This window comes from Methylobacterium organophilum, assembly GCF_022179465.1.
GTDB classification, from domain to species: domain Bacteria; phylum Pseudomonadota; class Alphaproteobacteria; order Rhizobiales; family Beijerinckiaceae; genus Methylobacterium; species Methylobacterium organophilum.
On sequence record NZ_BPQV01000016.1, the window covers coordinates 1 to 24,647 of the forward strand.

Sequence of the window (24,647 nt, forward strand, 5' to 3'; positions counted from 1 at the left end):
GGCTTCAGAGCGAACCCCTCACCGCGTTCCCTTTTGATCCCCGAGGGGAACCGTCACCCCATGGCTAAGCTTGGCGTCGCGGCTCTGTCAATGCGGTGCCGCCCGCCCCCTCAGTCGCCCTCTCCTATCCCGGGCGAGGGGGCCTCACGCCGCCCCTACTCCGCCGCGGCGCGCGGCGTGTCCGGCCGATCCGACGCGAACTGAGCCGCGTGGAGCCTCCGGTAGTAGCCGCCGGCGGCGAGCAACTCCTCGTGCCGCCCTTCCTCGACGATGCCGCTCTCGGTGACCACGGCGATGCGGTCGGCATGGCGGATCGTGGCGAGGCGGTGGGCGATGACGAGGGTGGTGCGGCCGGCCGCGAGCTCGGTCAGCGCCGCCTGGATGTCCCGCTCGGTCTGGGTGTCGAGGGCGGAGGTCGCCTCGTCGAGGATCAAGATCGGCGGGTTCTTCAGGAAGACCCGGGCGATGGCGAGCCGCTGCTTCTGGCCGCCCGAGAGCTTCACCCCGCGCTCGCCGACCACGGTGTCGAGCCCGTCCGGCAGCCCCGCGATCAGGTCGCCGAGACGGGCGCGCCGCGCCGCCTCCAGGATCTCGGCCTCACCGGCATCGAGCCGGCCATAGGCGATGTTCTCGCGGATCGTGCCGGCGAACAGGAACACGTCCTGCTGCACGATGCCGATCTGCCCGCGCAGGGAGGCGAGCGTGTAGTCGCGGATGTCGTGCCCGTCGATCGTGATGCGGCCGGCGTCCACCTCGTAGAAGCGCGGGATCAGGGAGCAGAGCGTGGTCTTGCCCGCGCCCGAGGGGCCGACGAGCGCCACCGTCTCGCCCGCCGCGATGGTGAGGCTCAGGTCGCGCAGCACGGGACGGTCCGGGCTGTAGCCGAAGGAAACGGAGTCGAAGCGGATGTCGCCGCGCAGGGCGGGGGCCGCGGTGGCGCCCGGCTGGTCGACGATGTCGGGCGCCGTGCCGAGCAGGCCCATGTAGCGCCGGAAGCCGGCAATGCCCTTCGGGTAGGTCTCGACCACCGCGCCGATCTTCTCGAGCGGCCGGTAGAACACGCCGACGAGCAGCAGGAAGCCGACGAAGCCGCCGGCGGTCAGGTCGCCCCGCACCACGAAGGCGGCGCCGCCGAGCAGCACGACGATCTGGACGAGGCGCATACCGAGATAGTTGATCGACAGGCTCGCGGCCATGATCCGGTAGGCTTCGAGCTTGGTGGCGCGGTACTTCGCGTTGTCGGCGGCGAAGAGGGCGCGTTCATGCGCCTCGTTGGCGAAGGCGCGCACCACGCGCACGCCGCCCACATTCTCCTCGATGCGGGCGTTGAAGGCGCCGACGCGGCCGTACTGGGCCTGCCAGTTGCGGGTCATGCGCCCGCCGTAGCGCAGCGTCACGAAGGCGATCACCGGCAGGATCGCCGCCGTCATCAGGGCGAGCGGCGGATGCACCCAGATCATCAGGCCGAAGGCGCCGAACAGCGTCATTACCGCGATGAACAGGTCCTCCGGCCCGTGATGGGCGACCTCGCCGATCTCCTCCAGGTCCTTCGTCACCCGGGCGACGAGGTGGCCGGTCTTCTGGCCGTCGTAGAAGCGGAAGGAGAGCTTCTGCAGGTGATCGAAGGCCCGTGCCCGCATCGTGGTCTCGATGTTGATGCCGAGCACGTGGCCCCAATAGGTGACGACGACCATCAGCCCGGCATTGGCCACGTAGAGCAGGGCGAGGCCCGCGGCGGCGAGCAGGATCAGGCCCCAGTCCTGCTGCGGCAGCAGGTGGTCGACGAAGGCCTTCACGGCCAGCGGAAAGCCGAGCTCGAGCAGGCCCGAGAGTACGGCGCAGCCGAAATCGACCAGGAACAGCGTCCGGTGCGGCCGATAATAGGCGAGGAAGGCCTTCAGCATCGGGGCGGATCAGGCTTCTGGGCGTGTTCGAGGGGGCAGAGCGACCCGCAGGAGGGAACGCCCGGCAGGCGGTGGCGCAGGCAGCAGGTGCGCCGCCGGCAGCCGGAGTCGCCTGGGCGCAAGGCCTGCGCCAGGGGGCTTCTAGGGCAGACCGGCCCGGCGCACCAACCGAGGCAGGCGGCGATCTCGGCGCAAGCGGGGCTGTCCGTCTCGCCGAGCTCCCGCGCCACGTAGTCGAAGATCACCGCGGCATTGCCCCAGAGCACCCGGGGGGCGAGGCCGCCCTGGGCTTGGCACAGGGCCACGAAGGGCTGCAGATGCGCCTCGACGAGGCCCGCCAGGCCGCTCCGCGGGCAGGGTGCGGCGCTGGGATCGTCGCCGAGCCGGTCCGGGTCCACGAGGAGGCGGGCGGGGCGGCCGGCCGCGTCGAGCTCGAGGCTGGTCTCGTCGAAGGCCAGCGGCAGGGGGCGGCCGAGGCGCATCAGGGCGGTCAGGGCCGGGGTCGCCAGGGTCGCGAGGTAGAACTGGCTCCAGTAGGAGACCAGGGCGCGGCGGTCGAGGCTCCCGCAGGCGCCGCAGCGGGCGCCGAAGGCCGAGAGCGTCGCCTCGAACACGGCCGGATCGCGCAGGGCGGAGAGGGGCCGCGCCTCCGGCCCGCCGGGACCGGCGGCGACGCCGTCGCGATAGGCGCTGAGCGAGGCGGGAACCTGCGCGGCGACCTCCGGGATCATCGCGGCTCCGCCCGGTCGGCTTGCGGGGTGCGCGCCACGCAGAGGGCCAGCCACGCCACCGCGGCGGCGTAGAGCGGCATCGTCGCCGCGAAGTAGCCCGGCCAGCCGGCCCAGCCGGCCAGCGCCGGTGCGGCCACCCGCAGGGGCATCGCCGCGAAGAAGGCCGCCCCGAACAGCAGGGCGTAGTCGGTGGCCGGCCGCGGCCCCTGCGCCCAACGGTAGATCATGTTGAACACCGGCACGCCGAGGATCCCACCGCAGACGAAGTTCAGGACGGTCGCGCACACCGCCGGGCCGGCTGCGCCGACGGCGCAGGCGCCGGCCATCAGGCCTCCCGAGGCGAGGACGCCCAGGCCGCCGAGCACGATCAGCCGGACGGTCCCGAACCGGGCGACGAGGGCGCCGGCCACCAGTGCCATGACGAGGTTGATTCCCGGCAGGACCGTTCCGGTCAGGAAGCCGACCTCCCCGAGCGTCACGCCGAGATCGAGCAGGGCCAGGGTGTTGGGGCCGGAGAGGAGATAGGCTGCGGCGAAATAGGCGCCGAGCGCGAGGATCCGCACCAGGAGGGCACGCAGACGCGCGAGGGAGCCCGACCAGCGCTCTGGGGCGCGGCCGGCCCCCTGCAGGCGCGCCTCCGGGTAGCGCAGGATCGGGAGCAGGCAGAGGGCATCGAGGCCGGCGCAGCCCAGAACCGCGAGGCGCCAGCCGAGGCTGTCGTAGGCCCCCACCAGAACGCCGACGCCGAGGATGCCGCCCAGGGAAGCCCCGCACAGCTTGGCGGAGGCGACGAAGGCCCGCTGCTCCGCGGGTACCGTCTCGACGACCAGCGCCTCCAGGGCGATGTCCATGCTCGCGATGCAGGTGCAGGCGGCGATCGCCAGCGCCAGGAGCGCGGCCAGGGGCCAGTGCTCGCCGAAGCTGAGGACGATGAGCAGGGCGATCGTCATCCCCTGCGTCGCGACGATCCAGCCGATCCGGTGGCCGAGGACGGGCAGGCGGACCCGATCCAGTAGCGTCGCCCAGAGGAAGGTGAGCCCCACGGGCAGGTTGATGAGCTGGAGCAGGCCGACCTCGGCCAGATCCAGGCCGCGCGCCCGCAGGATCAGCGGCGCCCCGCCGGAGAGGAAGCCGAGCGTGGCGCCGAAGGTCATGTAGAGGCAGAAGAACGGGGCCAGCGGGCGCAGGGCTGCGAACGCGGTTTCCACGCGCGCGCCGCCCCCGATCGCCGAGAGGCCCGTCATCGCGGGGAGGGGCCACCGCCCCTGCAAGGACAGGCAGGCCGGCCCGCGTCGCGGGCCGGCCACGCTCCCGGGTGCTGCAGGCATCGATAGTTTATAATCAAACTAAACTGTTGTTCTGCTTCACTTTTCCCGCTTAGCCCAAGGGGCGCTCCCGCTCAACCCGGGCCGTCGCCGTCCTGCCGGATCTGCCGTCCCGTCCGCCTCGCCGAAGCCCCGAGCCAGAGCGGCGCGACAACCGCGCTGCGACACGGTGCCCGCTCCGCGCATCCGAAAAGAACGGGACGCATCGGCATGCCGACGCGTTGCCCCGGCGAATTCCCTTCTCGGAGCATGCAGAATGACGAGAGCCGCCATCGCCCGCGCGGGGCTGGGCATGATCCTGATGTCCGGCGTCATGGCCGTGGCCGGTCCCGCCTCGGCCCAGGAGCCCGCCTCCGGGCAGGGCCGCCTGACCCAGGTGGCGCGCTTCGAGCATCAGGTCACCGGCGTCACCGTCGCGCGGGACGGGCGCATCTTCGTCAATTTCCCGCGTTGGAGCGAGGATGCCCCTGTCTCCGTGGCGGAACTGAAGGACGGCAAGCCCGTGGCCTATCCGGATGCGGAGTGGAATGCCTGGCGCAACGCCCGCAAGGACGAGGTCGACCCCAAGACCCATTTCGTCTGCGTGCAGAGCGTGGTCGCGGACGGGCAGGACCGCCTCTGGGTGGTGGACGCTGCCGCGCCCGCCATGGCGCATGTGGTCAAGGATGGGCCGAAGCTCGTCGGGATCGACCTGAAGACCAACACGGTGATCAAGACGATTCCCTTCGACACCAGCACGGTGATGCAGGCCTCCTACCTCAACGACGTGCGGATCTCGCCGGATGGGAAGACCGCCTATCTCACCGATTCCGGCGCCGAGGGGGCCCTGATCGTCGTGGACATCGACAGCGGCTCGGCCAGGCGCGTGCTCTCGGGACATGCCTCGACCATGCCCGACACGAGCGTGACTGTGAGCTACGACGGTGCCCCGCTGCGCCGGCCGGATGGGCGGGGCGTGGAATTCGCGGCCGACGGCATCGCCCTCTCGGGCGACGGCAAGACGCTGTACTGGCAGGCGATCAAGGGCAAGACGCTCTACAGCCTGCCGACCGATGCCCTCACCGGCTGGGCCGCTTCGTCGGTGGTGCCGGAGATGCTCACCGACAGGACCCTGGACGCCAAGATCGTCCGGGTGGGCGAGAACGGGCCGGCGGACGGCCTGCTGATCTCCCGGCACGACGGGCGGATGTACGTGACCTCGCCCCAGGACGACGCGGTGAAGGTGCGCGACCTCTCCGGCAGCGGCACGGGTCTGACGACGCTCCTCCAGGATTCCCGACTGCGCTGGCCGGACACCTTCGGCGAGGGACCGGATGGCACGATCTACCTGACGACGTCGCACATCCAGGATTCGGCGGATTACAAGCCCGGTGCGCCGATCAGCCTGCCGACGGAACTCTGGGCCATCAAGCCGCTTCCGGGCGAGGCGACCGGCTCCACACGCCCGGGGCCCGCCCGCTGACATCGCTTCCTGACATCGTTCGCGGGGCCGCTTCGGGCCGGGCGGGCGGCGGCCCGCTCAGCCCGGCAGGGAGGCCTGCTTCACCCAGTCGAAGGCGTCGCTGCGCGGCAGTTGCACCGGCGGCTGCACGGGAGGCGGCGTCTCGGCCGGGGCCTCCCGCTCGACCCGACGGGGGGAGTCCATGATCAGGCGGAACGCGTCCCCGGCGGGTTCCTCGCGCGCCAGCCGAAGCAGGTTCTGTCCGTAGGGCGTCTTGGCGAAGAGCTCGCCGCGGGCGAGCAACTGCTCGTGGGTGATGAAGTTCTGAAGGTAGGCGATTTCCTCCAGGCAGGCGACCTGAAGGCCCTGCCGGCGCTGCAGCGTGCGCACGAACTCGCCGGCTTCCAGCAGGCTGTCATGCGTGCCCGTGTCGAGCCAGGCATAGCCGCGGGAGAGCTGCTCGACGTGGAGCTGCCGGCGTTCGAGATAGATCTGGTTCACGGTGGTGATCTCGAGCTCGCCTCGGGCCGAGGGCCGCACCTGGGCGGCGATGTCGAGCACCTGGTTGTCGTAAACGTAGAGGCCCGTCACCGCCCAGTTGCTCTCCGGGCGCCGGGGCTTCTCGACGAGCTTTCTCGGACGGCCCTGCTGGTCCAGGGTCACGACGCCGTAGGCCTCGGGGCCATCGACATAATAGGCGAAGACCGTGGCGCCCCGCTTCCGGGCGACCGCCCGGGCGAGCAGGTCGCGCAGGCCTGCGCCGAAGAACAGGTTGTCGCCGAGCACCAGGGCGACGTCGTCGGTCCCGACGAAGTCGCGCCCGATCAGGAAGGCCTGGGCCAAGCCCTCGGGCCGCGGCTGCACCGCGTAGGTGAAGTTCAGGCCGAACTGCTCGCCGCTGCCGAGAAGGCGCTGGTAGCTGTCGAGATGCTCGGGCGCGGAGATGATCAGGATCTCGCGGATGCCGGCGAGCATCAGCACCGAGATCGGATAGTAGATCATCGGCTTGTCGTAGACCGGCAGCAACTGCTTGTTGATGGCGAGCGTGGCCGGGTGCAGCCGCGTGCCGGAGCCGCCGGCGAGGACGATGCCCTTCATGGCGCGATGATCTCCTGCTCCTGTCCCTGGGACGCTTGCGATCCCGCCGGGCGGCGGCCCGATGGCCCCGTCCGGCCTCCGTTCTGTTCCCCCGACCTCAGCGTGCGGCGACGACGGGCGTGCCCAGCTCGGTCGGGGCGATGATCGGGGCCGCGGTCGGCCAGCCGACCAGGGCGTCCTCCGCGACGGTCGCCGGAACGGAGGCGGGCGCGGTGGCGACGAGGTTGTCGATGAGCATGGCGCCGACGGCGGTCTGCCAGAGCCAGAGCCCGTTCGCCTGGCCGACGAAGCTCGGTTCGCCGCCGAACGTGCCCTGCGGCTTGAAGCCGGCGGCAAGCCCGATCCCGAAGACGCCGCCGACGGGGCGTCCCTCGGTGTCGAGCACCTGGCAGGCCCCGTCCACCGCCGGTGCGGAGGAGGTGGTTCCCATGAGGCGGATCGGCGCGCCGCTGCTGTCCGACAGGAGGAGCAGCCGCGGCCGGTAGCCCAGTGCCGCGACGATGACGTCGGCCTCATCCAGGGTTCTGCGCGCCGCGGCGAGGGTGCCGGGCTCGATCAGGGTCGGGACGACCCGCGGTTCCCCGGGCCGCCCCCCGATCCGCTTCACGTTCATCACGAGATCGCGGGAATCGGTCCGGAACCCGGCGAAGCGATAGACGAAGCCGCTGACCGGGCAGATGTCCTGCGGGCCGAACTCGGTATAGCCCTCGTCGAGGGCTGCCTGGGCGGAGGGGTAGAACACGCGCAGCGGCCGCCGGTGCAGCAGCGCGATGCTGCCCGGCTGGCTCGTCTCGGCCGGCAGCGCCTTCAGGAGCAGGGCTGCGGTGGCGACCGCGCTCGTGCTTCCGCCGACGATGGCGATGCGGGGCCGGGCCCGGCCCCGCAGGAGCGCGGCGACGCGGGCGATGCCGCCCGTGCGCAGCACCTCGTCGGATTGCAGGACCTTGCCCGCATAGGTCGGCAGCAGGGGCGCGTTGGCGACCCGCTCCTCGTAGAGGCGGGCGAGATCCTGCCCGCCGCCGGTGGCGAGGAGCAGCGTGTCCGACACGATCTCGTGGGTGGTGCCGACCGCCTTGCTGCGGATCTCGGTGTGCCATTGCCCGTCGCCGTCCCGGTGGGCGCCGGTCGCCTCGTGGTTGACGAGGACCACGCCGCCCGCTTCCAGGATGGCCCGGTGCAGGATCTCGCCGATGAGCGCCATGAAGGCGCCGGCCTTCTCCAGGGGGATCGCGCCCTTCCCGTAGCCGCGCAGCTCCCGGCAGAGCGGGTGGTCGATGAGCGCCCCGAGCCGCGGGTCGGCATGGCCGGTCACGGCCGTGAGGAAGGTCTCTGCCGTGCTGTCCGACCAGATGGCGTAGTTCCCCAGTCGTCCGGCGCCGATGGCCGGCCCAGCCTCGATGACGGCCACGCCGCCGGCCAGGAACGCGTCGAGGCGTCCGTCGCGCGAGGCGGCGACGAGGGGCGCCAGGGCGGCGGGGCCGCCTCCGACGATCGTGGTGCGGAAGGGCGCCCTTGGCGCTCGCCCGGCCATCACGCGACGCGCTCCTCGACGGGCGCACCGCAGGCCTCGCGAAACGCCGCGCAGATCCGCGCGACATCCTCGACCGTCAGGAAGTCCGACAGGGGTAGGGAGAGGACATGCGCGCTGAGCGTGTCGGCCACCGGCAGCGCGTCCGACACGCAGCGCGTGCGGAAATACGGCTGTTGGCCGATATGGGGACTGAAATAGCTGCCCGTGCCGATGCCCATCCGGGTCATCTCGGCCTGGATCTCGGCCCGGCTCGCGGCCAGCCCGGGCGGTAACAGAAGCGGCATGAACTGATAGACCACCCGCTGTCCCCGCGTCTGCTGCGTGGCGATGTCGGGCAACTCCTTCAGGTAGGCGGCGAGCAGCTGTTCCCGGTGCTGCGCGCGCTCCTCGAAATCCTTGAGCCGCACGAGCGCGCCCAGAGCCGCGACCTCGGACATCTTGGCGTTCATCCCCGGCATCACCGCCGAGCGCCCGTTGTCGAAGCCGAAATTCGCCATGCGTCGCAGGGTGTCGATCGTGTCGGAATCCGCGCTGTAGATCAGGCCGCCCTCGCCGACGCCGAAGGGTTTCGTGCCGTGCATCGAGAACACGATCATGTGCGGCGAGCCGGTGCCGAAGGTCTGCCCCAGGGGATCGAGGGAGCCGAGGGAGGGCGCCGCGTCGACCACGACGGACACGCCGTGCTCCCGGGCGAGCCGGTCGTAGCGCGACAGGTCGATGCAGGTCCCGAAGGTGGCGTAGGGCATCAGCGCGGCGACCCGGCCCCGATGCGCCTCGAGGGCCTCCTCCTCGGCGAGGCGGCAGGCGCACCAATCCGAAGGATCCACGTCGATCAGGAGGGGGGTCAGGCCGGCCCAGAGGACCGCATGCGCGGCCGCCGCGAAGGTGAAGGCCGGCATGACCACGTAGCGCGCGCCCGCGGAGGCGCGCTCGGCGGCCAGCATCAGGGCCAGCATCAGCCCGTTCGTCGCGTTGCAGACGGTGGTGCAGGCGCCGACGCCCCCGAAGAACCGATCGAGCATCGCGGCTTCGAGGCGCGTGTTGACGGGCCCGTAATTGCTCAACCAGCAGGACTTCTCGATCTCCCGCAGCTCTTCGACATACGCGCTCAAGCGCGGCGCGTCAGGCTTGGTCAAAGGCAAGAAATTGGCTGCGATCGTCTCAAGTGCTCGCGCTGTCATGGGGGAGCCCTCAGTAATGCTGCACTGCTCCGCGCTTCGAAATCAGCTCAGAGGATGCAAATGCCTGACGTGGGAAGCATGGCAGTCGTATTTATGCCGTTCAACGCGCTTTAATATTTTATTAATGACTAACCCGGAGGGGTTAGGGTTCTCCTGCCCATTTCGGTCTGGGCGCGAATGCCGCCCGCTTCAGACCTTGGCGCCTCTTCGAGGAGGGCCGCGCCGCGGCGGATCTACTTCCAAAGCGGCTGCACCGATTTTCCTTGAGGCGCCCGGGCCCTCGCAGGCCGGCGCCGCGACTCAGCGGAACCTGCCCGATGTCTCCTGCCCGTGTTCGCGGATGAAGGCTTCGCCGCCGGTCCCGTTCGCCCAGGCGAAGGGGGAGGGGTTGGCGCCGATGATGTAGGTGTTGCGGTCCATGCGGATGTTGCGCTCGGAGAAGAGCGCGAGGTCGCCCGTATCCTGGACGAGGCCGCTGGCCCCCCCGGCGGAGAGATCGATCGTGTTGTCGTGGATGTGGATGTTCTGGAGCAGGTGCGTCCCGAACTTGCCCGACTGGCGGGCCTGCTGGATCAGGGCAATGCCGTTGCCCTTGGTCGCGCCATCCGACACCACCGTGTTGTCGGCGATGTCGATCACGCCCCCCTTCGTGCCCCCCGAGGCGGCGATGAGGATGCCGCCGCACCAGAGCCAGCCGGGGCAGGTGGGACCGGAATTGTTGCGGACCACGTTGTGCCGGATCGCGGCGGTCCAGGAGATCTCGTGGAAGATCCCGCCGCAGCAATTGTTCTCGACCAGGTTCCAGTCGGCCGTGTAGTTCGTGTTGTCGATGTCGGTCCAGATCCCGGGCCCGCCGTTGTCGTGGACCCAGTTGTGGCGGACCACGGCGCCGTTGCTCAGGGAGATCTTGCCGCCGCCTGCCTCGAAGGCCGGATCGAATTTCTTCTCGGCGTTGTTGAACGCGATCTCGTTGTTCTCGATCCGCGGCGCGCCCGCCGTCGGGGTGCCGTAACCCGCCTGCCCGTTGTGGTGGAGGAAGTTGCCGGAGACGACGGTGTCGGCCCCCGTCGAGACCCCGATTCCGGCATTGTGGTCGATCTCGTTGTCGAGGACGCGCCAGCCGAGCCCGTGGCCGGCGAAGACCGGTGCGTCCTGGCTGCCGGCGGTGTAGTTGCGGATGGCGAGATTGCGGATGACGACGTTGCGCGCGCTTCCGTCGAAGGCGCGGCGCACGCGGTTGCCGCCGTCGAGGATCGCGCCCTTCAGGCCGATGAAGGACTGGAGCGGGAGCGGGCTGACATGCTGGCCGCGATAGGTGCCGGGCTGGAGGCAGAGGGTGGCGCCGGCGCCCGCCATCTCCGCGATTCCCTGCAGCCCGTCGCCGGGCCGGACCTCGATGCCCTGGCAGGCGATCTCCTTGGGCCCGACCGGCCCGAGCAGCCCGGCGGTCTCCGGGGCGTTCGCCGCGGGCACCCCGCCGCGGCCCACCTCAAGCGACACGCGCCCCTGCGCCGGCCGGTTCGCGGTGGCGAGGACCAAGGCCCCAGCCGACAGGCCCAGGAGGCCGACGAGGACGAGGGCGGTCTGCCGGTCGGACATCGTGGGCCCTCCATGCCGGCCGCTACTTCGCGGCGCTCGCAGGGATCTCGTAGGGGTAGAAGGCCAAAGCCGGCGCGCGGGCCGGACGCCGGCGCGGCGCCCGGTAGACCATCGAGGCGGCGAGGCCGAAACCGAACAGGCTCCAGAACCAGATCCCGAGCATCGGACCCTCGATCGCCACGTCGAAGGACGCGTCGATCACGATCGCGGCCTGGTAGGTGACGATCCAGAGCAGGACGTTCGATTGCTCGATGTCGCCCCGCCGCCGGGATTGGATCACGTCCCAGAGCAGCCGGGTGAACCAGGCCACCAGCAGGACGATCCAGAGGGCGAGCCCGGGTACGCCCGTGCGCGCCAGGAAGGTCATGTTCACGTTGTGCGGGCTGCGCAGCAGCGGCGTGTTCGAGCGGCCGTTGCTGATGCCGTCATCGACGGAGAGATTGATGCCCAGCCCCTTGCCCGTCCAGAAATACGGGCCGTGCAGGGTGTAGTCCTGGATCTTCTGCCACCATTGCAGCCGCCAGGCCTTCGTCTCGTCGAGATTGGCGGACTTGCTGTTGCCGACGATGCTGTTGACGTTGTCGCTGATCTGCTCGAGCCCGATCTCCCGCCGCGATCCGTCCGGGTTGGGCGGTCCGATCTGCTTGATGCCGAGGGCGGACATCGCGCCGAGCAGCACGACGCTGATGAGGAACACCTGCGCGACCCGTCGCATCTGGCCACCGAGAACGGCGGCGATGAGCGTCGGGATCAGGCAGGCCAGCATGCCGCCCCGGCTCGGCGTCAGCAGGGCGAGGCCGAACAGCAGGGCGCCCACCCAGGGCAGGCTGACCTTCCGCATGCCGAGGAGGACGAAGATGGTGGCCCCGGCCACGTGGACGGAGGCTTCCCCCGGCCGGACCTCGAAGGCGGGCGTCCCCGACCAGGGCCAGTTCGGCACGGTGTCCTTGGCGTATTTGGTCAGGAGGAAGAGCGGGCCGCCGATCAGGCCGTAGAACCAGGCGAACGTCGCGTAGCGGGCGATCAGGACGTCGATGCGCCGCGGATCTTCCAGAAGCAGCGCGACCACGAAGAACGCGAACAATCCGTAGAAGACGAGCACGGCGTCCCGGACCGTGTCGAGGCCGTAGGCGCCGACATAGGGAACCGCCCGGACGACGATCAGCACCATCAACCCGACCAGGATCTGGTTCTGCAGCGGCACGAAGCTCGCCAGCACGCAGCGCGTCTGGAACCAGGCGAAGATCCCGAGGAGCAGCAGGATCTCGCCGACGAACAGGGGCGGCAGGCCGAGATAGGCGAAGCCCTTGCCCAAGGTCGCGTAGCCGAAGAGCGCGAGGCAGAGCGCCAGGAGATAGAGGTCGTTGAAGCGCGCCCGCGGCGCGGTCGCCGCGCGGGCGGGACCGGTTCCGTAGGGCAGGCGCGCGAAATTCGTCATGGATCCGGCCAGGAAAACGCGGCGGGCGAGCAGGGTGGCGAGGATGGCATGGCGTGCGCGGCCCAAGGGCGGCGCATCGGTGTCATCCCCCTATCCGAAAGGGGGAGGGCACGGCCTCTCCGGGCGAGGCCGTGCCCCTGGCGCGCTTCGCGCGCGCAGAGACGGAGGCGGGGTCAGGAGTGCTCCAGGCTGGAGCGGCCGCCCTGGCGGATCAGCTGGCCGGCGGCGAGGCCCAGGAAGCGCGGGACGATCGAGGCGTAGCGGCGCCCCAGCCGCCGCGGCTCGGTCCCGAGCCGGAAGGCCCATTCGAGCCCGCTCCGCTGCATCCAGAGCGGGGCCTGGCGCTTGGTGCCCGCCAGGAAGTCGAAGGCGGCGCCGACGCCGATCATCACGGGGGCCTCGATCCGGTCTCGGTGGGCGCTCATCCAGCGCTCCTGCTTGGGTGTGCTGAGTCCCACCCAGACGATGTCGGGCTTGGCCTCGTTGATGGCGCTGACAACCGACTCGTCCTCTTCCTCCGTCAGAGGGCGGAAAGGCGGACAGAAGGTGCCGGCCACGGCGAGGCCGGGATGGGCCGCGGACAGGGTCTGCGCGAGCTTGTCGGCCAAGCCCGGGCCGCCGCCGTAATAGTAGTGGCGGTAGCCGCGCGACGGCGAGAGCCGCGTGATCTCGCGCATCAGATCCGGGCCGTAGACGCGCCGGACGCCGGGCCGGCCGAGCCGGCGGGCCATCCAGACGAGGGGCATCCCGTCCGGCGTCACCATGCCGTCCACAATCTCTATGTCGCGCTGGGCTCCGCTTTCGTCATCGCCGCCTCCTTCGCCGGGGGCGCGATCCGGCACGTGCTCGCGCACAACGTGTTTCAGTTCCTGGGGCGCATCTCCTTCGGACTGTACCTGACGCATGTGCCGTTCATTTTTCTCTACGCCATCTTTTTGAACGACATCGCGCCGCTCTGGACGAACCTGATCGTCCTGCCGCCGATCTGCCTCTATGCCGGCTGGCTCTACCAGCGCGTCGTGATCGACCGGTGCGTCGACCTCGGGAGAAGGCTCGCCCAGGCCCTCCGCCACGCCGCCGCCGATACGCCGCAGCCGTCGCGGATCGCCCTCACCAAGGGGGCCTTCCCGGTCGAGGCGGGCGGCCAGGCCCTTCCGGCCCCCAGCGTGATGATGCCCGACCGGTGAGGTCCGGTTCGGCAACGAGCGGCGCCAAGCCTTTGTCGTGACGCGCGCGCTCACGCCGAACCGGTGTCCACGCCGGCGGAGAGCGCTTTAGTTCTCACGCCAGGCTTTCGCGATCTGGTCGGTGAGGGGCTTGGTCAGGAAGGACAGAACCGTCCGCTCCGCCGTTTCGATGAAGGTCTCGACCGGCATTCCGGGCCGCAGGCTCACGCGGCCGAGGCGCTGGCGCTCTCCCTCGGGAATGGCGATCCGGGCCGTGTAGAAGCTCAGGCCGGTCTTCGCGTCCCGCGTCACGTCGGGGGAGAGCCGGTCGACCATGCCGTCGATCTCCGGCGTCGTGCGCTGGTTGAAGGCCGAGAAGCGCAGCACGGTGCGCTGTCCGACATGGACGTGGTCGATGTCCTCGGGCTTCACCTTGACCTCGACGGCGAGGTCGTCCGCCTGCGGGACGATCAGCATCACGGGCTCGCTCGGGGTGACGAGGCCGCCGATCGTGTGCACGGTCATCTGATGGACCGTGCCGTCCTGGGGCGCGCGCAGATCGATGTGCCGCAGCGAATCCTCGGCGACCACGCGTTTCTCGACGCTCTCGGAGATCTTGGCCCGGATCTCGGAGAGCTCCTTGGTGACTTCGGAGCGCATGTCCTGATCGACCTGGAGGATCTGCAGCTCCGTCTCGCTGATCTTGCCCTTGGCCTGGGCGGTGGAGGCCAGGAGCTGGCCCCGCTCGCCTTCGAGCCGGGTCGCCTCGCGTTCGAGCGCCGTCACGCGGGAGACGGGGATCAGGTTCTTCTGGCGCAGCTCGCGCAGGCCCTGAAGCTCGTTCTGGATCAGGGTCATCTCGTGCTCCTTCGAGACGGTCTGATTCTCGAGGCCGCCGATCTCCTGGCGAAGCTGGGCGATCCGCTCGCTGAGCTGCGCCTTCTGACCGTTGCGGGTGGCGCGGCGGATCTCGAAGAAGGCGGTCTCGCCGGCGATGAGGTCGGCGACGGTCCTGTCCGTCTTCGCCCGCTCCAAAAATTCGGGCGGGAAGGACAGATGGTCGGCGCCCCGCTGCTCCGCCTCGTCCCGCGCCCGGCGGGCCGTCATCTCGTCGAGGGATTTGACGATGATGTCGAGATTGGCCCGGATCTGGGTGTCGTCGAGGCGAACCAGGACCTGCCCGGTGGTGACGCGGTCGCCCTCGCGGACATTGAGCGATCCCACCACGCCGCCGACCGGATGCTGGACCTTCTTGACCTCCGATTCGACGACGAGCTGCCCCGGCGCGATCACGGCACCGGAAAGGGAGGTGAAGCAGGCCCAGCCGCCGATGCCGAAGACCAGCACGCCGGCCAGCACCATCGCCGCCCGGATCTGGCGCATGAGCGAGAGATAGGCCGGGCTCCCATCGACGACGGGCGGCGTGAGCACGCTCATGGTGAGGGCGTGGGCGCGGGTCGCCGTCGGCCCGAGACGGGGGCCGAGGGCCGTGCGCAGGCGCGCGAGATCGGTGCGCAGGCGCGAATCCAGCGTGCGCACGAGCAGGGGAACAGCCAGGGTCATGCGCTCACCTGCCGGTTGGCCGAGGCGCCGAAGGCCGGCCTCTGCACGCTGTTGAGGAAGCTGGCCTGCGCGGCGGCAGGCGTGGAGGGGGGCGCTGCGGAGGAGACCGGCACCGCCGTCGGGCGCAGCAGGCGCCGGAGAACCTCGTCCTTCGGGCCGAACTCGGCCACGCGCCCATCGGCGAGGGCGAGGATCCGATCGACCGTCGCCAGGACGTTGGGGCGATGGGCGACGACGATCGAGATGCCGCCCCGCGCCCTGACGCCGTGCAGGGCCGCCGCGAGGGCGCTCTCCCCGGCCACGTCGAGATTGGCGTTGGGTTCGTCCAGCACGACGAGGAACGGGTTTCGATAGAGGGCCCGGGCGAGGCCGACGCGCTGGCGCTGCCCCGCCGACAGCAGGGTGCCGCGCTCGCCGATCGGGCAATCGTAGCCGCCCGGCATCTGCACGATCGCCTCGTGGAAGCCCGCCGCCTGCGCCGCCTCGATCACCGCGCCGGGAGAGGCCTCGGGATCGAATCGGGCGATGTTCTCGGCGATGGTGCCCTCGAAGAGTTCGACCTCCTGGGGCAGGTAGCCGATATGGCGCCCGAGCGCCGAGCTCGACCATTGGTCGAGGGAGGCGCCGTCGAGACGGACCGTTCCCCGGAGGGGCGTCCAGACGCCGACGATGGCCCGCACCAGGGACGACTTGCCCGAGGCGCTCGGGCCGACGATGCCGAGCGACGTGCCCGCTTCCAGCTCCAGGCTCACATCCTGGAGAATCAGGCGCTGGATCTGAGGGGGCGCCACGCTGATGGCGCGCAGGCTCACGCTCCGGCTCGGGGCCGGCAGCTCATGGGGTTCCGGCACGGCGGGAAGCGTGGACAGGAGCAGGTCGAGGCGGTGCCAGCTCTGCCGCGCGGCCACGAAGCCGCGCCAGTTGGCGATGGCGAGCTCGGCCGGCGCGAGGGCCCGCGAGACCAGGATGGAGCTGGCGATGATGATGCCTGACGACGCCTGGCCGCCGATGACGAGATAGGCGCCCAGCGCCAGGACGCCGGACTGGAGCGCCAGCCGGAACACCTTCGACACGGCGCCGAGGCCGCCGCCGATATCGGCGACGCGCTGCTGGGCTTCCAGGTAGCCCCGGCTCGCCTGCAGCCAGCGCTGCGCGAAGATCTCCCGCATGCCCATCGCGGCAAGCACTTCGGCGTTGCGCTGGCCGGCCTCGGCGAGGCCGCTGCGGCTCGCCGCATAGCCCGTCGCCGTCTGGGCCGGGCTGCGCGTCAGACGATCGGTCACCACGGTCAGCGTCACCAGGACACCGCCGCCGAGAAGGGCCGCAAGGCCGATCAGCGGATGGAACAGGAAGCAGATCAGCAGGTAGAGCGGCATCCAGGGCAGGTCGAACAAGGCGCCCGGGGCGGGGCCGCTCAGGAAGCTGCGAAGGGTGTCGAGGTCCCGCAGGGGCAGGAGCCCATCCCCCGGCATCCGTCCGACGAGGGGGGCGCGGATGACGGTGTCGAACACGCGGCCGCCGAGCGATTCGTCGAGCATCGCGCCGATTCGGACCAGGGCGCGTGCGCGCAGCACCTCCAACCCTCCCTGAAAGGCGTAGAGCGTCAGGGCCAGGAGGCACAACCCGACCAGGGTCGGGATGCTGCGGCTCGGAATCACCCGGTCGTAGACTTCGAGCATGAAGAACGAGCCGGTCAGGTAGAGAACGTTGACGAGGCCGCTCATCAGGCCGAGCCCGATCAGGGCGCGCCGTGAGGCGAGGAGCGCGGAGGTGATCTCCGAATTCCGGCTTCCGGCATGTGCGGCGATCGGCTGCCGAGACCGTGCAGGCTGTGGTTTCATGGACACCACGCCACCCTCTCTTGGATTGATTAGACAGGATTTTTCGAGGATCGGGCGCGACTCGACGCATCACGCCCGATCGGGGCAGCACCGGAGAGCGTTTGCTCACCCGGCATACGCGACTTGGTGGGACGCGACTCGTGGGAGAGGGCGACGCCGGTTCCGCGCGAACGGGCCGGGTCGCCGGGAACGCCGTCACGAAGGCCCGATGCGCCGTCGCCGCCGGTGACGGAGCGCCCGTAAAGGGCGCCAGGGCGCGCAGGTCGGGAGGGGGGCACCCGTTCCCTTCTCGGAACGGGTGCCCTTCAACGCCGAGGGACTGTCAGACGCTGCGGCTGGCTGTCGGCGGCGGAAACACGCTGCCCCGACGCGCGCACCGAAACGCGAGGGGGGGCCGGTCCGACGACCGGCCCCCTTCGACCGCCGTTACAGGGTCAGGCCGGTATGGCTGCCGTTCGCGCCGTGGTGGAACAGGTCGCCGAGTTCGGCCGCATGGCTCTCGGCCTGGGCACTCTGAGCCCCGCAGCCATGGCTCGCCGCGTCGGCATAGCTCTGGAGCGCGTTTGCGACACCGGACCAGTCGAAATGCCCCCCGTGGCCGGAATGACCACCCGAGAACAGGGAGGCGAAGGACGAATCGCCACCGTGGCCCGAGAGCAGATCCGCCCAGGAATGGTGTCCGTTCGTCGAGGCGGCGGGCGCCGTCTCCCCCGTCGCCGTGGCGACCGGATCGGACGATCCCTCCGTGGCCGCGGCCTCGTCGGCCGGGGCGGCCGGCGCCGATTCCGTCGGCGTCGCGGCGACCGTCGTGGGGGCGGGCGAAGCCTCCGGCGTGGCGGCTCCGTCCGTCGCGGAGGCCACGGGTTCCGGAGTCACGGCAGCCGGCTGGGCCGCCTCGTCCGGTGCCGCCGTATGCGTCGTGGCCGCCGGCTGATCGGTGGCGGCCGGGGCCGCCGGCGCCGTCGCGACGGGCTCCGTCGAAGCGGGCTCGGTCGCGGCAATCGCGGCCGGCTGCGGCTGCGCGGCATCCGTGGACACCGTGACGCCCACGCCCGCCGAACCGGACAGACCCGTCTCCAGCACCGGGATCTCCGTGGAGATCGTGCTGCTCCCGTCCTGCCCGGAGGCTTGGCGGAAGCCGTCCCAGTTATAGTAGGCGTCCGTCCAGGAGAAGTGCTCGGCGGACGGGTCGGCGAAGTGGTACTGGTTGTTCGAGAAGCTGTTGCCGCCGTTCTGCAGGGTGGCCGGGTCGTAATCGGCCACCGAGCCCGAGACGCCGCCGCTGCCCGTTGAGGCGTCGACGATGACGTTGTCGTGAACCGTGTTGCCGGTAGTGGTGTGCGGGCCGTAGGCGCCGTCCCCGCGATCCTGCTGGATCAGGGTGATCCCGTTGCCGCCATTGGTCGAATCGACGTGGTTGCCGGAGACGTCGACGTTCTTCGAGTTCTGGATCTGGATGGCGCCGCCCCAGAGCCAGTTCGCCGAATCGCCGCCGTTCCCCGAGAGGACGTTGTTGCGGATGGTGGCGTCGTAGCTGATCTCGTGGCTGATGCCGCCGGCGAGATTGTTGGTGACGGTGTTGCCCTCGTAGAGCGTGTGGATGTTGTCGATGTCGGTCCAGAGACCGTAGCCGTTGTTGTCGTGCGCGTAGTTGTCGACGACCTGGAGGTTGTCGGTCTGCGAGAACTTGCTGCCGCCGGCTTCCCAGCCGGGCGCGATGCCCGAGAAGTAGCCGTTATGGGCGATCTCGTTGCCCTGGATGACGATGTTGTCGCCGTTGCCGCCCAGGCCGAGCTGGCCGTTGTCGTGAACGTCGTTGCCCACGATCTTGCCGTCCGTTCCGACATAGGCGCCGGCGCCGTAGTTCAGACGGATCTCGTTGTTCTGGATGGTCCAACCCTTGGCGGAGTTGTCCCAGCCGACCGCCGCGAACTGGGTCGGGCTGTCGTACTTCTCGACGACGAGGTTCTCGACGGTGACGCCGGTGCCCCCGCGGAACGCGAACGGGCTGACGCCGGCCTCGACCTTGTGGCCTGCGGGATCGTCCTGGAAGTAGATCTTGTCGGCGGCGTAGTCGAAGTAGAACTTGCCGGGCGTGACCTTGTCCAGCGAATCGACCGGGGTCAGCGGCTTGTCGTCGATGAAGAACGTCTCGGGATAGCCCGCCCGTTCGGCCCCGGCATTCCCCTGGTCGGTCGCCCGCCGGTCGCCTTCCTGCGTCTGGCCGGTCGCGACCCAGTTCGCGCCTTCCTTGTCGAAATCCGTGATCAGGCGGGAGCCGTTCAGGATGGCACCCTGCTGGCCGATGAAGTGGTCGTTATCCTTGGGCGTGACCGACTGCATGCGGTGCTCGCCGGCCTCGATCCAGAAGGTCGAACCTGCCGGTGAGGCGTCGACCAGAGCCTGGAGATCGGCACCGACCGGAACCGAGATGGCGCCCGCAGGCTTGCCGGTGGAAGTAGTCCCAAAGGTGTTTGCTACCACTATTGCGCTCCGTGTGAGAGGACGAAATCCGTTGACGTCGAAGCCGCCTGGAATCTAGGATTTTTTGCTCGCTCGCGGGCGGGTTCTATTGAACTCGCGTTTGATGGGGAGTCAGATGTAGACGGCTTGGCCATTGGATACGGTGCAATGCACTCGCTGTCTTGTTCTGGCTCGCCAGACATTCGCGACGACGCGCCTCGTGCGCTTTCGACGTCGCTTGGACTCTGTCTCGCCCATCGCGGCATTTGCCGTGTCTTGCGATGGGCCGGTGACCCTGCGCGGTCTGAAGCGGCGCGATGATTCCCTATGGCCCGGCCCCGCCCCTGGCGCCTGCCCTCAGCAGCACGGTCGTCGCCCTGGCGATCGAGCGCCTGACCCAGGCCGGGTTCGATCCGGAACCTCTGCTTCGACAGGCCGGCCTCGCGGATGATCCGATTCGCGGCGACGCTGCGGAGTGCCGAAGCGCCTTCCTGAACACGGCGGCCGAGGTGCTTCACGATCGCTCGCTCGGCCTCCATCTGGCGCAGGGCTACGATCTGCGCCGGCTGGGCCTGTTCTTCTACCTGATGGCCTCCTCCGAGACGGTCGGCGAGGCGCTCAACTGCTTCGAGCGATTCGCGCGGACGGACGGTTCGGGGCTTCAGGCCTCATTCCGGATGTCCGACGTCGCGCTCACCGTGGTCGTGGGGTTGCAGGATCCCGTCCATAAGCCGGACCGGCATTTTTCCGAGTTCCGGCTCCTCTCGATCTATCGGCTGGTGACCTCCCTGGCGCCGGCCACGCCGCTTGGCGTCAGCTTCACGCATGAGCGGCACGAGGCCGCCGAAGAGACGGAAAGCCGTTTCGCCGTACCGGTCGAGTTCGACGCGTCGGAGGATCGAATCGCCTTTGCGGTCGGTCTCGCCGAGGCCCGGCTGCCGAGCTTCGATCCCTATCTCCACGAATCGCTCGTCCGCTACTTCGAGCATGCGGAGGAGGCCACGCGCCGGGAGCCGGATCTCCTCTGGTCCCAGGTGAAGAAGGCGATGGCGCCGCGCCTGTCGCAGGGCACGGCGACGACGGCGGAGATCGCCCGGGACCTGGGCATGAGCACGCGGACGCTGTCGCGCCGGCTGCACCAGGAAGGCAAGACCTTCAGCGGCGTGCTGGACGAGCTGCGGGCCGAACTCGCCATCCACTACATCAAGATCAAGGGATTGCCGATCTCCGAGATCGCCTGGCTGTTGGGCTATCGCGAGGCGAGCGCCCTGGTCGTGGCCTTCCGGCGCTGGACCGGCATGTCGCCGACCGAGCTGCGGCGGCGCTACGACGTGGCGCCGGTTCCCTCGGGGCGCAGGGGCCCGCGGGAGCCGCCGGGCGGCCGCCTGCATTGAGGGCGGCGACGAAGATCCCGACCTCCTCGCTCGGCGGCGGGGCGCATGTCTCTCGGATTAGTCCCAGCGGTGAGGTTGTCTCGCCCGGCGTTCCCGGGAAGATCGACGGCGTTGCGACCGAGGTTTCGTCGTTGGTGCCCGCTTTCGATGAAGCTTGCGTAGCAGCGGGCCCCTGACCGAGCGATCGGTCAGGGGTTCCCGAACGCGGCCCGAGGCCGGTTCCGATTCCCGCCCGTCCTACCCGACCAGGGCCAGGGGCACGACCTGCGCCTCCTCGACGGCCTCGCCCTGACCGCGCCCGACGCCGACATAGCGGAAGCCGGCCTTCTCGGCCTGATCCGGCCCGTAGATGTTGCGCAGATCGACGAGGACGGGCCGGGCGACCGCGGCGCGGATGCGGTCGAGATCGAGGGCCCGGAAGGCGTCCCACTCGGTCACGATGACGACCGCGTCCGCGTCGCGCGCGCAATCGTAGGCGTCGAGGCAGTAGTCGATGTCGGTGAGCACCAGGCGGGCCTGATCCATCCCCTCCGGATCATAGGCGCGGATCCGCGCCCCGGCATCCTGCAGGGCCGTGATGATCGCGATCGCCGGCGATTCGCGCATGTCGTCCGTGTTGGGCTTGAAGGTGAGCCCGAGGACGGCGATCGTGCGTCCGCGGACACCCCCGCAGGCGCGGACGATCTTGCGCGCCATGTTGCGCTTGCGGTGGTCGTTCACCGCGGCGGCGGTCTCGACGATGCGCATGGCCGCCCCATGGGCCTGCGCCATGGCGATCATGGCCTGCGTATCCTTGGGAAAGCAGGATCCGCCGAAGCCGGGGCCGGCATGCAGGAACTTGCTGCCGATTCGCTTGTCGAGGCCGATGCCGTAGGCGACGTCCTGAACGTCGGCGCCGGCCTGCTCGCAGAGATCCGCCACCTCGTTGATGAAGGCGATCTTCGTCGCGAGGAAGGCGTTGGCGGCGTATTTCGTCATCTCGGCGCTGCGCCGGGCCATGAACAGGATCGGCGCCTTGTTGAGGAAGAGGGGCCGATAGAGCTCCGCCATCACCGCCCGGGCCCGGTCGCTCTCGGCGCCGATGACGATCCGGTCCGGCCGCTTGAAATCGATGATGGCCGCCCCCTCGCGGAGGAATTCCGGGTTCGAGACGACGGCGACGTCGAGCTGCGGCCGAATGTCCCGGATGATGCGTTCGACCTCGTCGCCCGTGCCGACGGGAACCGTCGACTTCGTCACCACCACCGTGGAGCCGCTCAAGGCGGCGGCGACCTCCCGGACGGCGCCGAACACGTAGGTGAGATCGGCCTGGCCGTCGCGCGGGCGCGCCGGCGTGCCCACGGCGATGAAGACGACGTCCGCCGCCGCGACCGCGGAGGCCAGATCCCTCGAGAAGGCGAGCCGGCCCTCGGCCATGTTCTTCGCGACCATCTCGCCGAGGTTCGGCTCGTAGATCGGGATCTCGCCACGCGCCAGCGCCGCGACCTTGTCCGCGTCCCGGTCGATACAGACGACGTTATGGCCGAAATCGGCAAGGCAAGCGCCGGAGACCAGACCGACATATCCAGATCCGATGACTGCTACGCGCATCGCGGGGACCCCTGTTCGATGGAAAAGTCTGCGGCACAGCACTGAATGCGGCTGCGACATCATTCGAACGAGCATGTCTCAAGAAGCGCCAAGGTCGCAATCAACCCAGTCGTATATTTGGGATGAGCCGGCGATCGTGCGATCTATTATTGATTAATGCCTCCGGGCTGGATGGCACGCGGCAGTAAACAGCTTACCCGATGCTTGTATCGTCGGGCACCACGCCCGATGCGCGGCCAAGGACCCGCCCGGTTACGGGCGTTCCGGTCGGACGCGAAACGATCGTCGGCACATCAATACGGGGCTCGACGATCGCGGTTTACAAGCCCGACCCCGAGCAGGAGACGCCCATGCCGTATCTCAAGCAGAAGGCCTATGCGCTGATCACCGAAGCCGTCGAGGACATGCTGCCGCTCGCGAGCAAATCACAGCGCCTGAAGGACAAAATCGTCTTCGTCGATGTCGGGGCCTCGAACGGCATCCAGGCGAAGTGGCTGAAGCAGAAACACAATATCGTGCCGGTGCTGTTCGAGCCCAATCCGGACGAGGCCCGCCGTCTCCGGGAGCAGCTCTCCGAATTCGAGAGGCACTTCGTCCTCGAACACGGATTGTCCGACCGGGCCGGGGAACAGAATTTGCATATCGGTAATCACTACGGATGCACCTCCATCCTGGAGGCGAACACGGACTTTCTGAAAGACTATGCGATCGCCGACAGCTATCGCACGAAGAAGGTCGTTCAGATCAACTGCGTCCGGTACGACGATCTCGTGAGATCCGGCGAAGCACCGGTGCCCGACGTCATCAAGATCGATGTCGAGGGGTACGAAAGTTTTGTCCTGGCCGGCTTCGGTGATCTGCTGCATGACGTGCTGGCGATCGAGACGGAAACATTCTTCTATCCCGTCTACAAGAAACAAGCCCTGCTCCACGACCTCATCGAACAGCTCGAGCCGTTCGGTCTGCGCCTGAGAAGGATCGAGGAGATCCCAGCCTTCGACGGTGATTTCATCTGTGCGAACGCTTACTTCACCAAAACCAAGAAAGCCTGCTCCGGCCTCAGCGCTGAGCGCCGGGCCAAGCACGAACTCGCGTCGCAGGTCTTTCGTGTAACTTATTAGATGCGATTCACATTTGATATTTTTCAAAGGGATGAACTTGATAAGATCGCAACTCTTCAAGTCGTTCGCAGGAAATATTAAATCTATGTCAAATATCGGTCGGCGATTATTGTCGGTGCTGATGAGGTGTATGCACGCCGAGGTTTCGTAGCGGCGGCTTTGTGTGATAATTGCTCGTGAAAACTTTACTGTCATTTTGGCTGTTGAGTTTGTTTATTTTATAAAAATATGAAATTACTTCTGTTGTTTTTGTATTTTTGTTTGATCATCTAAAATAAAAACTATCCAATTTGAAAATTTTGACTTCAATTTGCTAGATCGATAATAATAAAAATCCGGAATCAGGCGGAGATGACTTGTGTCATGAGAATAGAATTCATCTCACGGGCGTGCGGGGTCGCCGATTTGTAATTAACCGGGACGACTCGATTTCGACTACTAGACATACGCCTTTTGGCGCATTATGCATCTTTAACGCGAATTTTGATGCAAAATAGGATGATGTTCCCTTTCGCGGGATGGTGGGGTGAATCGCCAGCCTCAAAAAGCTGCTCGTATTGCGTCGCACTCAAGCAAGAATAAAAAGGTGCTTGCCTGGTATTTTATGAAAATATCAAAATATATGATAAATAATAATAAGCGTAAAATAAAGTACCATCCGTCAAAAACAGGGGCGTTCTGAGTCTTTGAGGCATCGGAGGAGGGCAAAGATGCAAACCGCGCCGCAGGAGCCGAGCGAGAGCTCGGGAATGTCCGATCTGAAGGAGCTGGATGTCGAGGATGACGGACAGCGGGTTCTCAAGATTCGGGAGCATGTGCGCTCGATTCTCAAGAAGATCCCGCTCCGTACGCCCAGCTCCGACCATCAGGGAGCTTTGTCGCGCTGCTTCCCGAAGGGCCCAGCCTTTCGCGAAGGCTACAGGATGGCCCATCCGGGCTGATATTTGCAGAGAGCTGTTCTGTTTCCCTTGCATTGATCAGAGCCTGCGCGGCGCGACGATCCGCCTGCCGGGCCCGGTCGCGAGGGGACGTTTTTCGAGGGGATGCGGCGGGCCGATAGGGTTGCGACGGCAAGTTTTTTCGCGATCCGCGCCTGTTCCTTTCGATCTACTCCGAATGGAGCGTGGGCGCTGCCCCGAAGAATTCTCCTGGTCCCGAGACGCCGACCTACCATGCGTCCGTGAGGCACGCGTCAGAGCATCCGTCGATGCGGGATCGTCAGCGCTGCGACCGCCGCGGGGGCGTGGCGCTCTGCCGATCC

The 24,647-nt window shown here is 68.3% G+C and carries 18 protein-coding genes; 5 read left to right on the forward strand and 13 right to left on the reverse strand.

Features of this window, described 5'->3' with window-relative positions:
* Positions 1-155: 155 nt before the first annotated feature.
* The 3 genes from MFF21_RS21600 to MFF21_RS21610 are packed head-to-tail and all read right to left on the reverse strand — an operon-like array spanning position 156 to position 3,879.
* Entirely contained in the window at positions 156-1,904 is a 1,749-nt protein-coding gene (locus MFF21_RS21600; RefSeq protein ID WP_238313967.1) for an ABC transporter ATP-binding protein, read from the reverse strand.
* Positions 1,898-2,635 carry a siderophore-iron reductase FhuF gene (fhuF, locus tag MFF21_RS21605; protein ID WP_238313969.1) on the reverse strand — a complete coding sequence of 246 codons (738 nt, stop codon included), beginning with the start codon at positions 2,633-2,635 and terminating at the stop codon, positions 1,898-1,900. The genes MFF21_RS21600 and fhuF overlap by 7 nt, the downstream gene beginning before the upstream one ends.
* Entirely contained in the window at positions 2,632-3,879 is a 1,248-nt protein-coding gene (locus MFF21_RS21610; RefSeq protein WP_373325077.1) for an MFS transporter, read from the reverse strand. The genes fhuF and MFF21_RS21610 overlap by 4 nt, the downstream gene beginning before the upstream one ends.
* Before the next feature lie 337 nt (positions 3,880-4,216).
* Between MFF21_RS21610 and MFF21_RS21615 the strand changes: the two genes are divergently transcribed.
* Complete coding sequence (locus MFF21_RS21615; protein WP_238313971.1) at positions 4,217-5,422, forward strand: L-dopachrome tautomerase-related protein; 1,206 nt, start codon at positions 4,217-4,219, stop codon at positions 5,420-5,422.
* Between the two features lie 57 nt (positions 5,423-5,479).
* Here the strand turns inward: MFF21_RS21615 and rfbA are convergent, their stop codons facing one another.
* The 6 genes from rfbA to MFF21_RS21645 all read right to left on the reverse strand — a co-directional run bounded on the left by rfbA (position 5,480) and on the right by MFF21_RS21645 (position 13,012).
* The gene (gene rfbA, locus MFF21_RS21620; protein WP_238313974.1) at positions 5,480-6,499 is read right to left on the reverse strand and encodes a glucose-1-phosphate thymidylyltransferase RfbA; all 1,020 of its coding nucleotides are present in this window, start codon (positions 6,497-6,499) and stop codon (positions 5,480-5,482) included.
* Positions 6,500-6,596: 97 nt separating this feature from the next.
* The gene (locus MFF21_RS21625; protein WP_238313976.1) at positions 6,597-8,030 is read right to left on the reverse strand and encodes a hypothetical protein; all 1,434 of its coding nucleotides are present in this window, start codon (positions 8,028-8,030) and stop codon (positions 6,597-6,599) included.
* Positions 8,030-9,142, reverse strand: coding sequence for a DegT/DnrJ/EryC1/StrS family aminotransferase (locus MFF21_RS21630; RefSeq protein ID WP_238313989.1), 1,113 nt, complete (start codon positions 9,140-9,142; stop codon positions 8,030-8,032). The genes MFF21_RS21625 and MFF21_RS21630 overlap by 1 nt, the downstream gene beginning before the upstream one ends.
* Before the next feature lie 369 nt (positions 9,143-9,511).
* Positions 9,512-10,810, reverse strand: a complete 1,299-nt coding sequence (locus MFF21_RS21635; protein ID WP_238313991.1) for a right-handed parallel beta-helix repeat-containing protein — start codon at positions 10,808-10,810, stop codon at positions 9,512-9,514.
* A 22-nt stretch (positions 10,811-10,832) separates the two neighbouring features.
* Entirely contained in the window at positions 10,833-12,314 is a 1,482-nt protein-coding gene (locus MFF21_RS21640; protein ID WP_238313993.1) for an O-antigen ligase family protein, read from the reverse strand.
* Between the two features lie 107 nt (positions 12,315-12,421).
* On the reverse strand, positions 12,422-13,012 hold the full coding sequence (locus MFF21_RS21645) for a WecB/TagA/CpsF family glycosyltransferase (protein ID WP_238313995.1): 591 nt from the start codon (positions 13,010-13,012) through the stop codon (positions 12,422-12,424).
* A 78-nt stretch (positions 13,013-13,090) separates the two neighbouring features.
* Between MFF21_RS21645 and MFF21_RS21650 the strand changes: the two genes are divergently transcribed.
* Positions 13,091-13,435, forward strand: coding sequence for an acyltransferase family protein (locus MFF21_RS21650; protein WP_238313996.1), 345 nt, complete (start codon positions 13,091-13,093; stop codon positions 13,433-13,435).
* A gap of 87 nt (positions 13,436-13,522) precedes the next feature.
* On the opposite strand, the gene MFF21_RS21655 is transcribed toward MFF21_RS21650, so the two are convergent.
* The 3 genes from MFF21_RS21655 to MFF21_RS21665 form a co-directional block, all read right to left on the reverse strand.
* Entirely contained in the window at positions 13,523-14,851 is a 1,329-nt protein-coding gene (locus MFF21_RS21655) for an HlyD family type I secretion periplasmic adaptor subunit (RefSeq protein WP_373325080.1), read from the reverse strand.
* Positions 14,852-14,973: 122 nt separating this feature from the next.
* A complete protein-coding gene (locus MFF21_RS21660; RefSeq protein WP_238314277.1) occupies positions 14,974-16,818 on the reverse strand; it encodes a type I secretion system permease/ATPase in 1,845 nt (614 codons plus the stop codon).
* A 426-nt stretch (positions 16,819-17,244) separates the two neighbouring features.
* Positions 17,245-19,302, reverse strand: coding sequence for a right-handed parallel beta-helix repeat-containing protein (locus MFF21_RS21665; RefSeq protein ID WP_238313997.1), 2,058 nt, complete (start codon positions 19,300-19,302; stop codon positions 17,245-17,247).
* A gap of 296 nt (positions 19,303-19,598) precedes the next feature.
* Between MFF21_RS21665 and MFF21_RS21670 the strand changes: the two genes are divergently transcribed.
* A complete protein-coding gene (locus MFF21_RS21670) occupies positions 19,599-20,675 on the forward strand; it encodes a helix-turn-helix domain-containing protein (RefSeq protein ID WP_238313999.1) in 1,077 nt (358 codons plus the stop codon).
* Positions 20,676-20,912: 237 nt separating this feature from the next.
* Here the strand turns inward: MFF21_RS21670 and MFF21_RS21675 are convergent, their stop codons facing one another.
* Positions 20,913-22,265, reverse strand: a complete 1,353-nt coding sequence (locus MFF21_RS21675) for a UDP-glucose dehydrogenase family protein (protein ID WP_238314008.1) — start codon at positions 22,263-22,265, stop codon at positions 20,913-20,915.
* Positions 22,266-22,465: 200 nt separating this feature from the next.
* Between MFF21_RS21675 and MFF21_RS21680 the strand changes: the two genes are divergently transcribed.
* Both MFF21_RS21680 and MFF21_RS21685 read left to right on the forward strand, forming a co-directional pair.
* Positions 22,466-23,386: an FkbM family methyltransferase gene (locus tag MFF21_RS21680; protein ID WP_238314010.1), complete on the forward strand. Its 921-nt coding sequence runs from the start codon at positions 22,466-22,468 to the stop codon at positions 23,384-23,386.
* A 710-nt stretch (positions 23,387-24,096) separates the two neighbouring features.
* Positions 24,097-24,327 (forward strand): hypothetical protein, encoded by a 231-nt coding sequence (locus tag MFF21_RS21685; RefSeq protein ID WP_238314013.1) that lies wholly within the window; start codon positions 24,097-24,099, stop codon positions 24,325-24,327.
* Positions 24,328-24,647 lie beyond the last annotated feature (320 nt).

Coding starts and splice junctions, on each gene's coding strand:
- MFF21_RS21600 (WP_238313967.1), bottom strand. CDS start 1,904: ATGCTGAAGGCCTTCCTCGCCTATTATCGGCCGCACCGGACGCTGTTC.
- fhuF (WP_238313969.1), bottom strand. CDS start 2,635: ATGATCCCGGAGGTCGCCGCGCAGGTTCCCGCCTCGCTCAGCGCCTAT.
- MFF21_RS21610 (WP_373325077.1), bottom strand. CDS start 3,879: ATGACGGGCCTCTCGGCGATCGGGGGCGGCGCGCGCGTGGAAACCGCG.
- MFF21_RS21615 (WP_238313971.1), top strand. CDS start 4,217: ATGACGAGAGCCGCCATCGCCCGCGCGGGGCTGGGCATGATCCTGATG.
- rfbA (WP_238313974.1), bottom strand. CDS start 6,499: ATGAAGGGCATCGTCCTCGCCGGCGGCTCCGGCACGCGGCTGCACCCG.
- MFF21_RS21625 (WP_238313976.1), bottom strand. CDS start 8,030: ATGGCCGGGCGAGCGCCAAGGGCGCCCTTCCGCACCACGATCGTCGGA.
- MFF21_RS21635 (WP_238313991.1), bottom strand. CDS start 10,810: ATGTCCGACCGGCAGACCGCCCTCGTCCTCGTCGGCCTCCTGGGCCTG.
- MFF21_RS21645 (WP_238313995.1), bottom strand. CDS start 13,012: ATGGTGACGCCGGACGGGATGCCCCTCGTCTGGATGGCCCGCCGGCTC.
- MFF21_RS21655 (WP_373325080.1), bottom strand. CDS start 14,851: ATGAGCGTGCTCACGCCGCCCGTCGTCGATGGGAGCCCGGCCTATCTC.
- MFF21_RS21660 (WP_238314277.1), bottom strand. CDS start 16,818: ATGAAACCACAGCCTGCACGGTCTCGGCAGCCGATCGCCGCACATGCC.
- MFF21_RS21670 (WP_238313999.1), top strand. CDS start 19,599: ATGATTCCCTATGGCCCGGCCCCGCCCCTGGCGCCTGCCCTCAGCAGC.
- MFF21_RS21675 (WP_238314008.1), bottom strand. CDS start 22,265: ATGCGCGTAGCAGTCATCGGATCTGGATATGTCGGTCTGGTCTCCGGC.
- MFF21_RS21680 (WP_238314010.1), top strand. CDS start 22,466: ATGCTTGTATCGTCGGGCACCACGCCCGATGCGCGGCCAAGGACCCGC.
- MFF21_RS21685 (WP_238314013.1), top strand. CDS start 24,097: ATGCAAACCGCGCCGCAGGAGCCGAGCGAGAGCTCGGGAATGTCCGAT.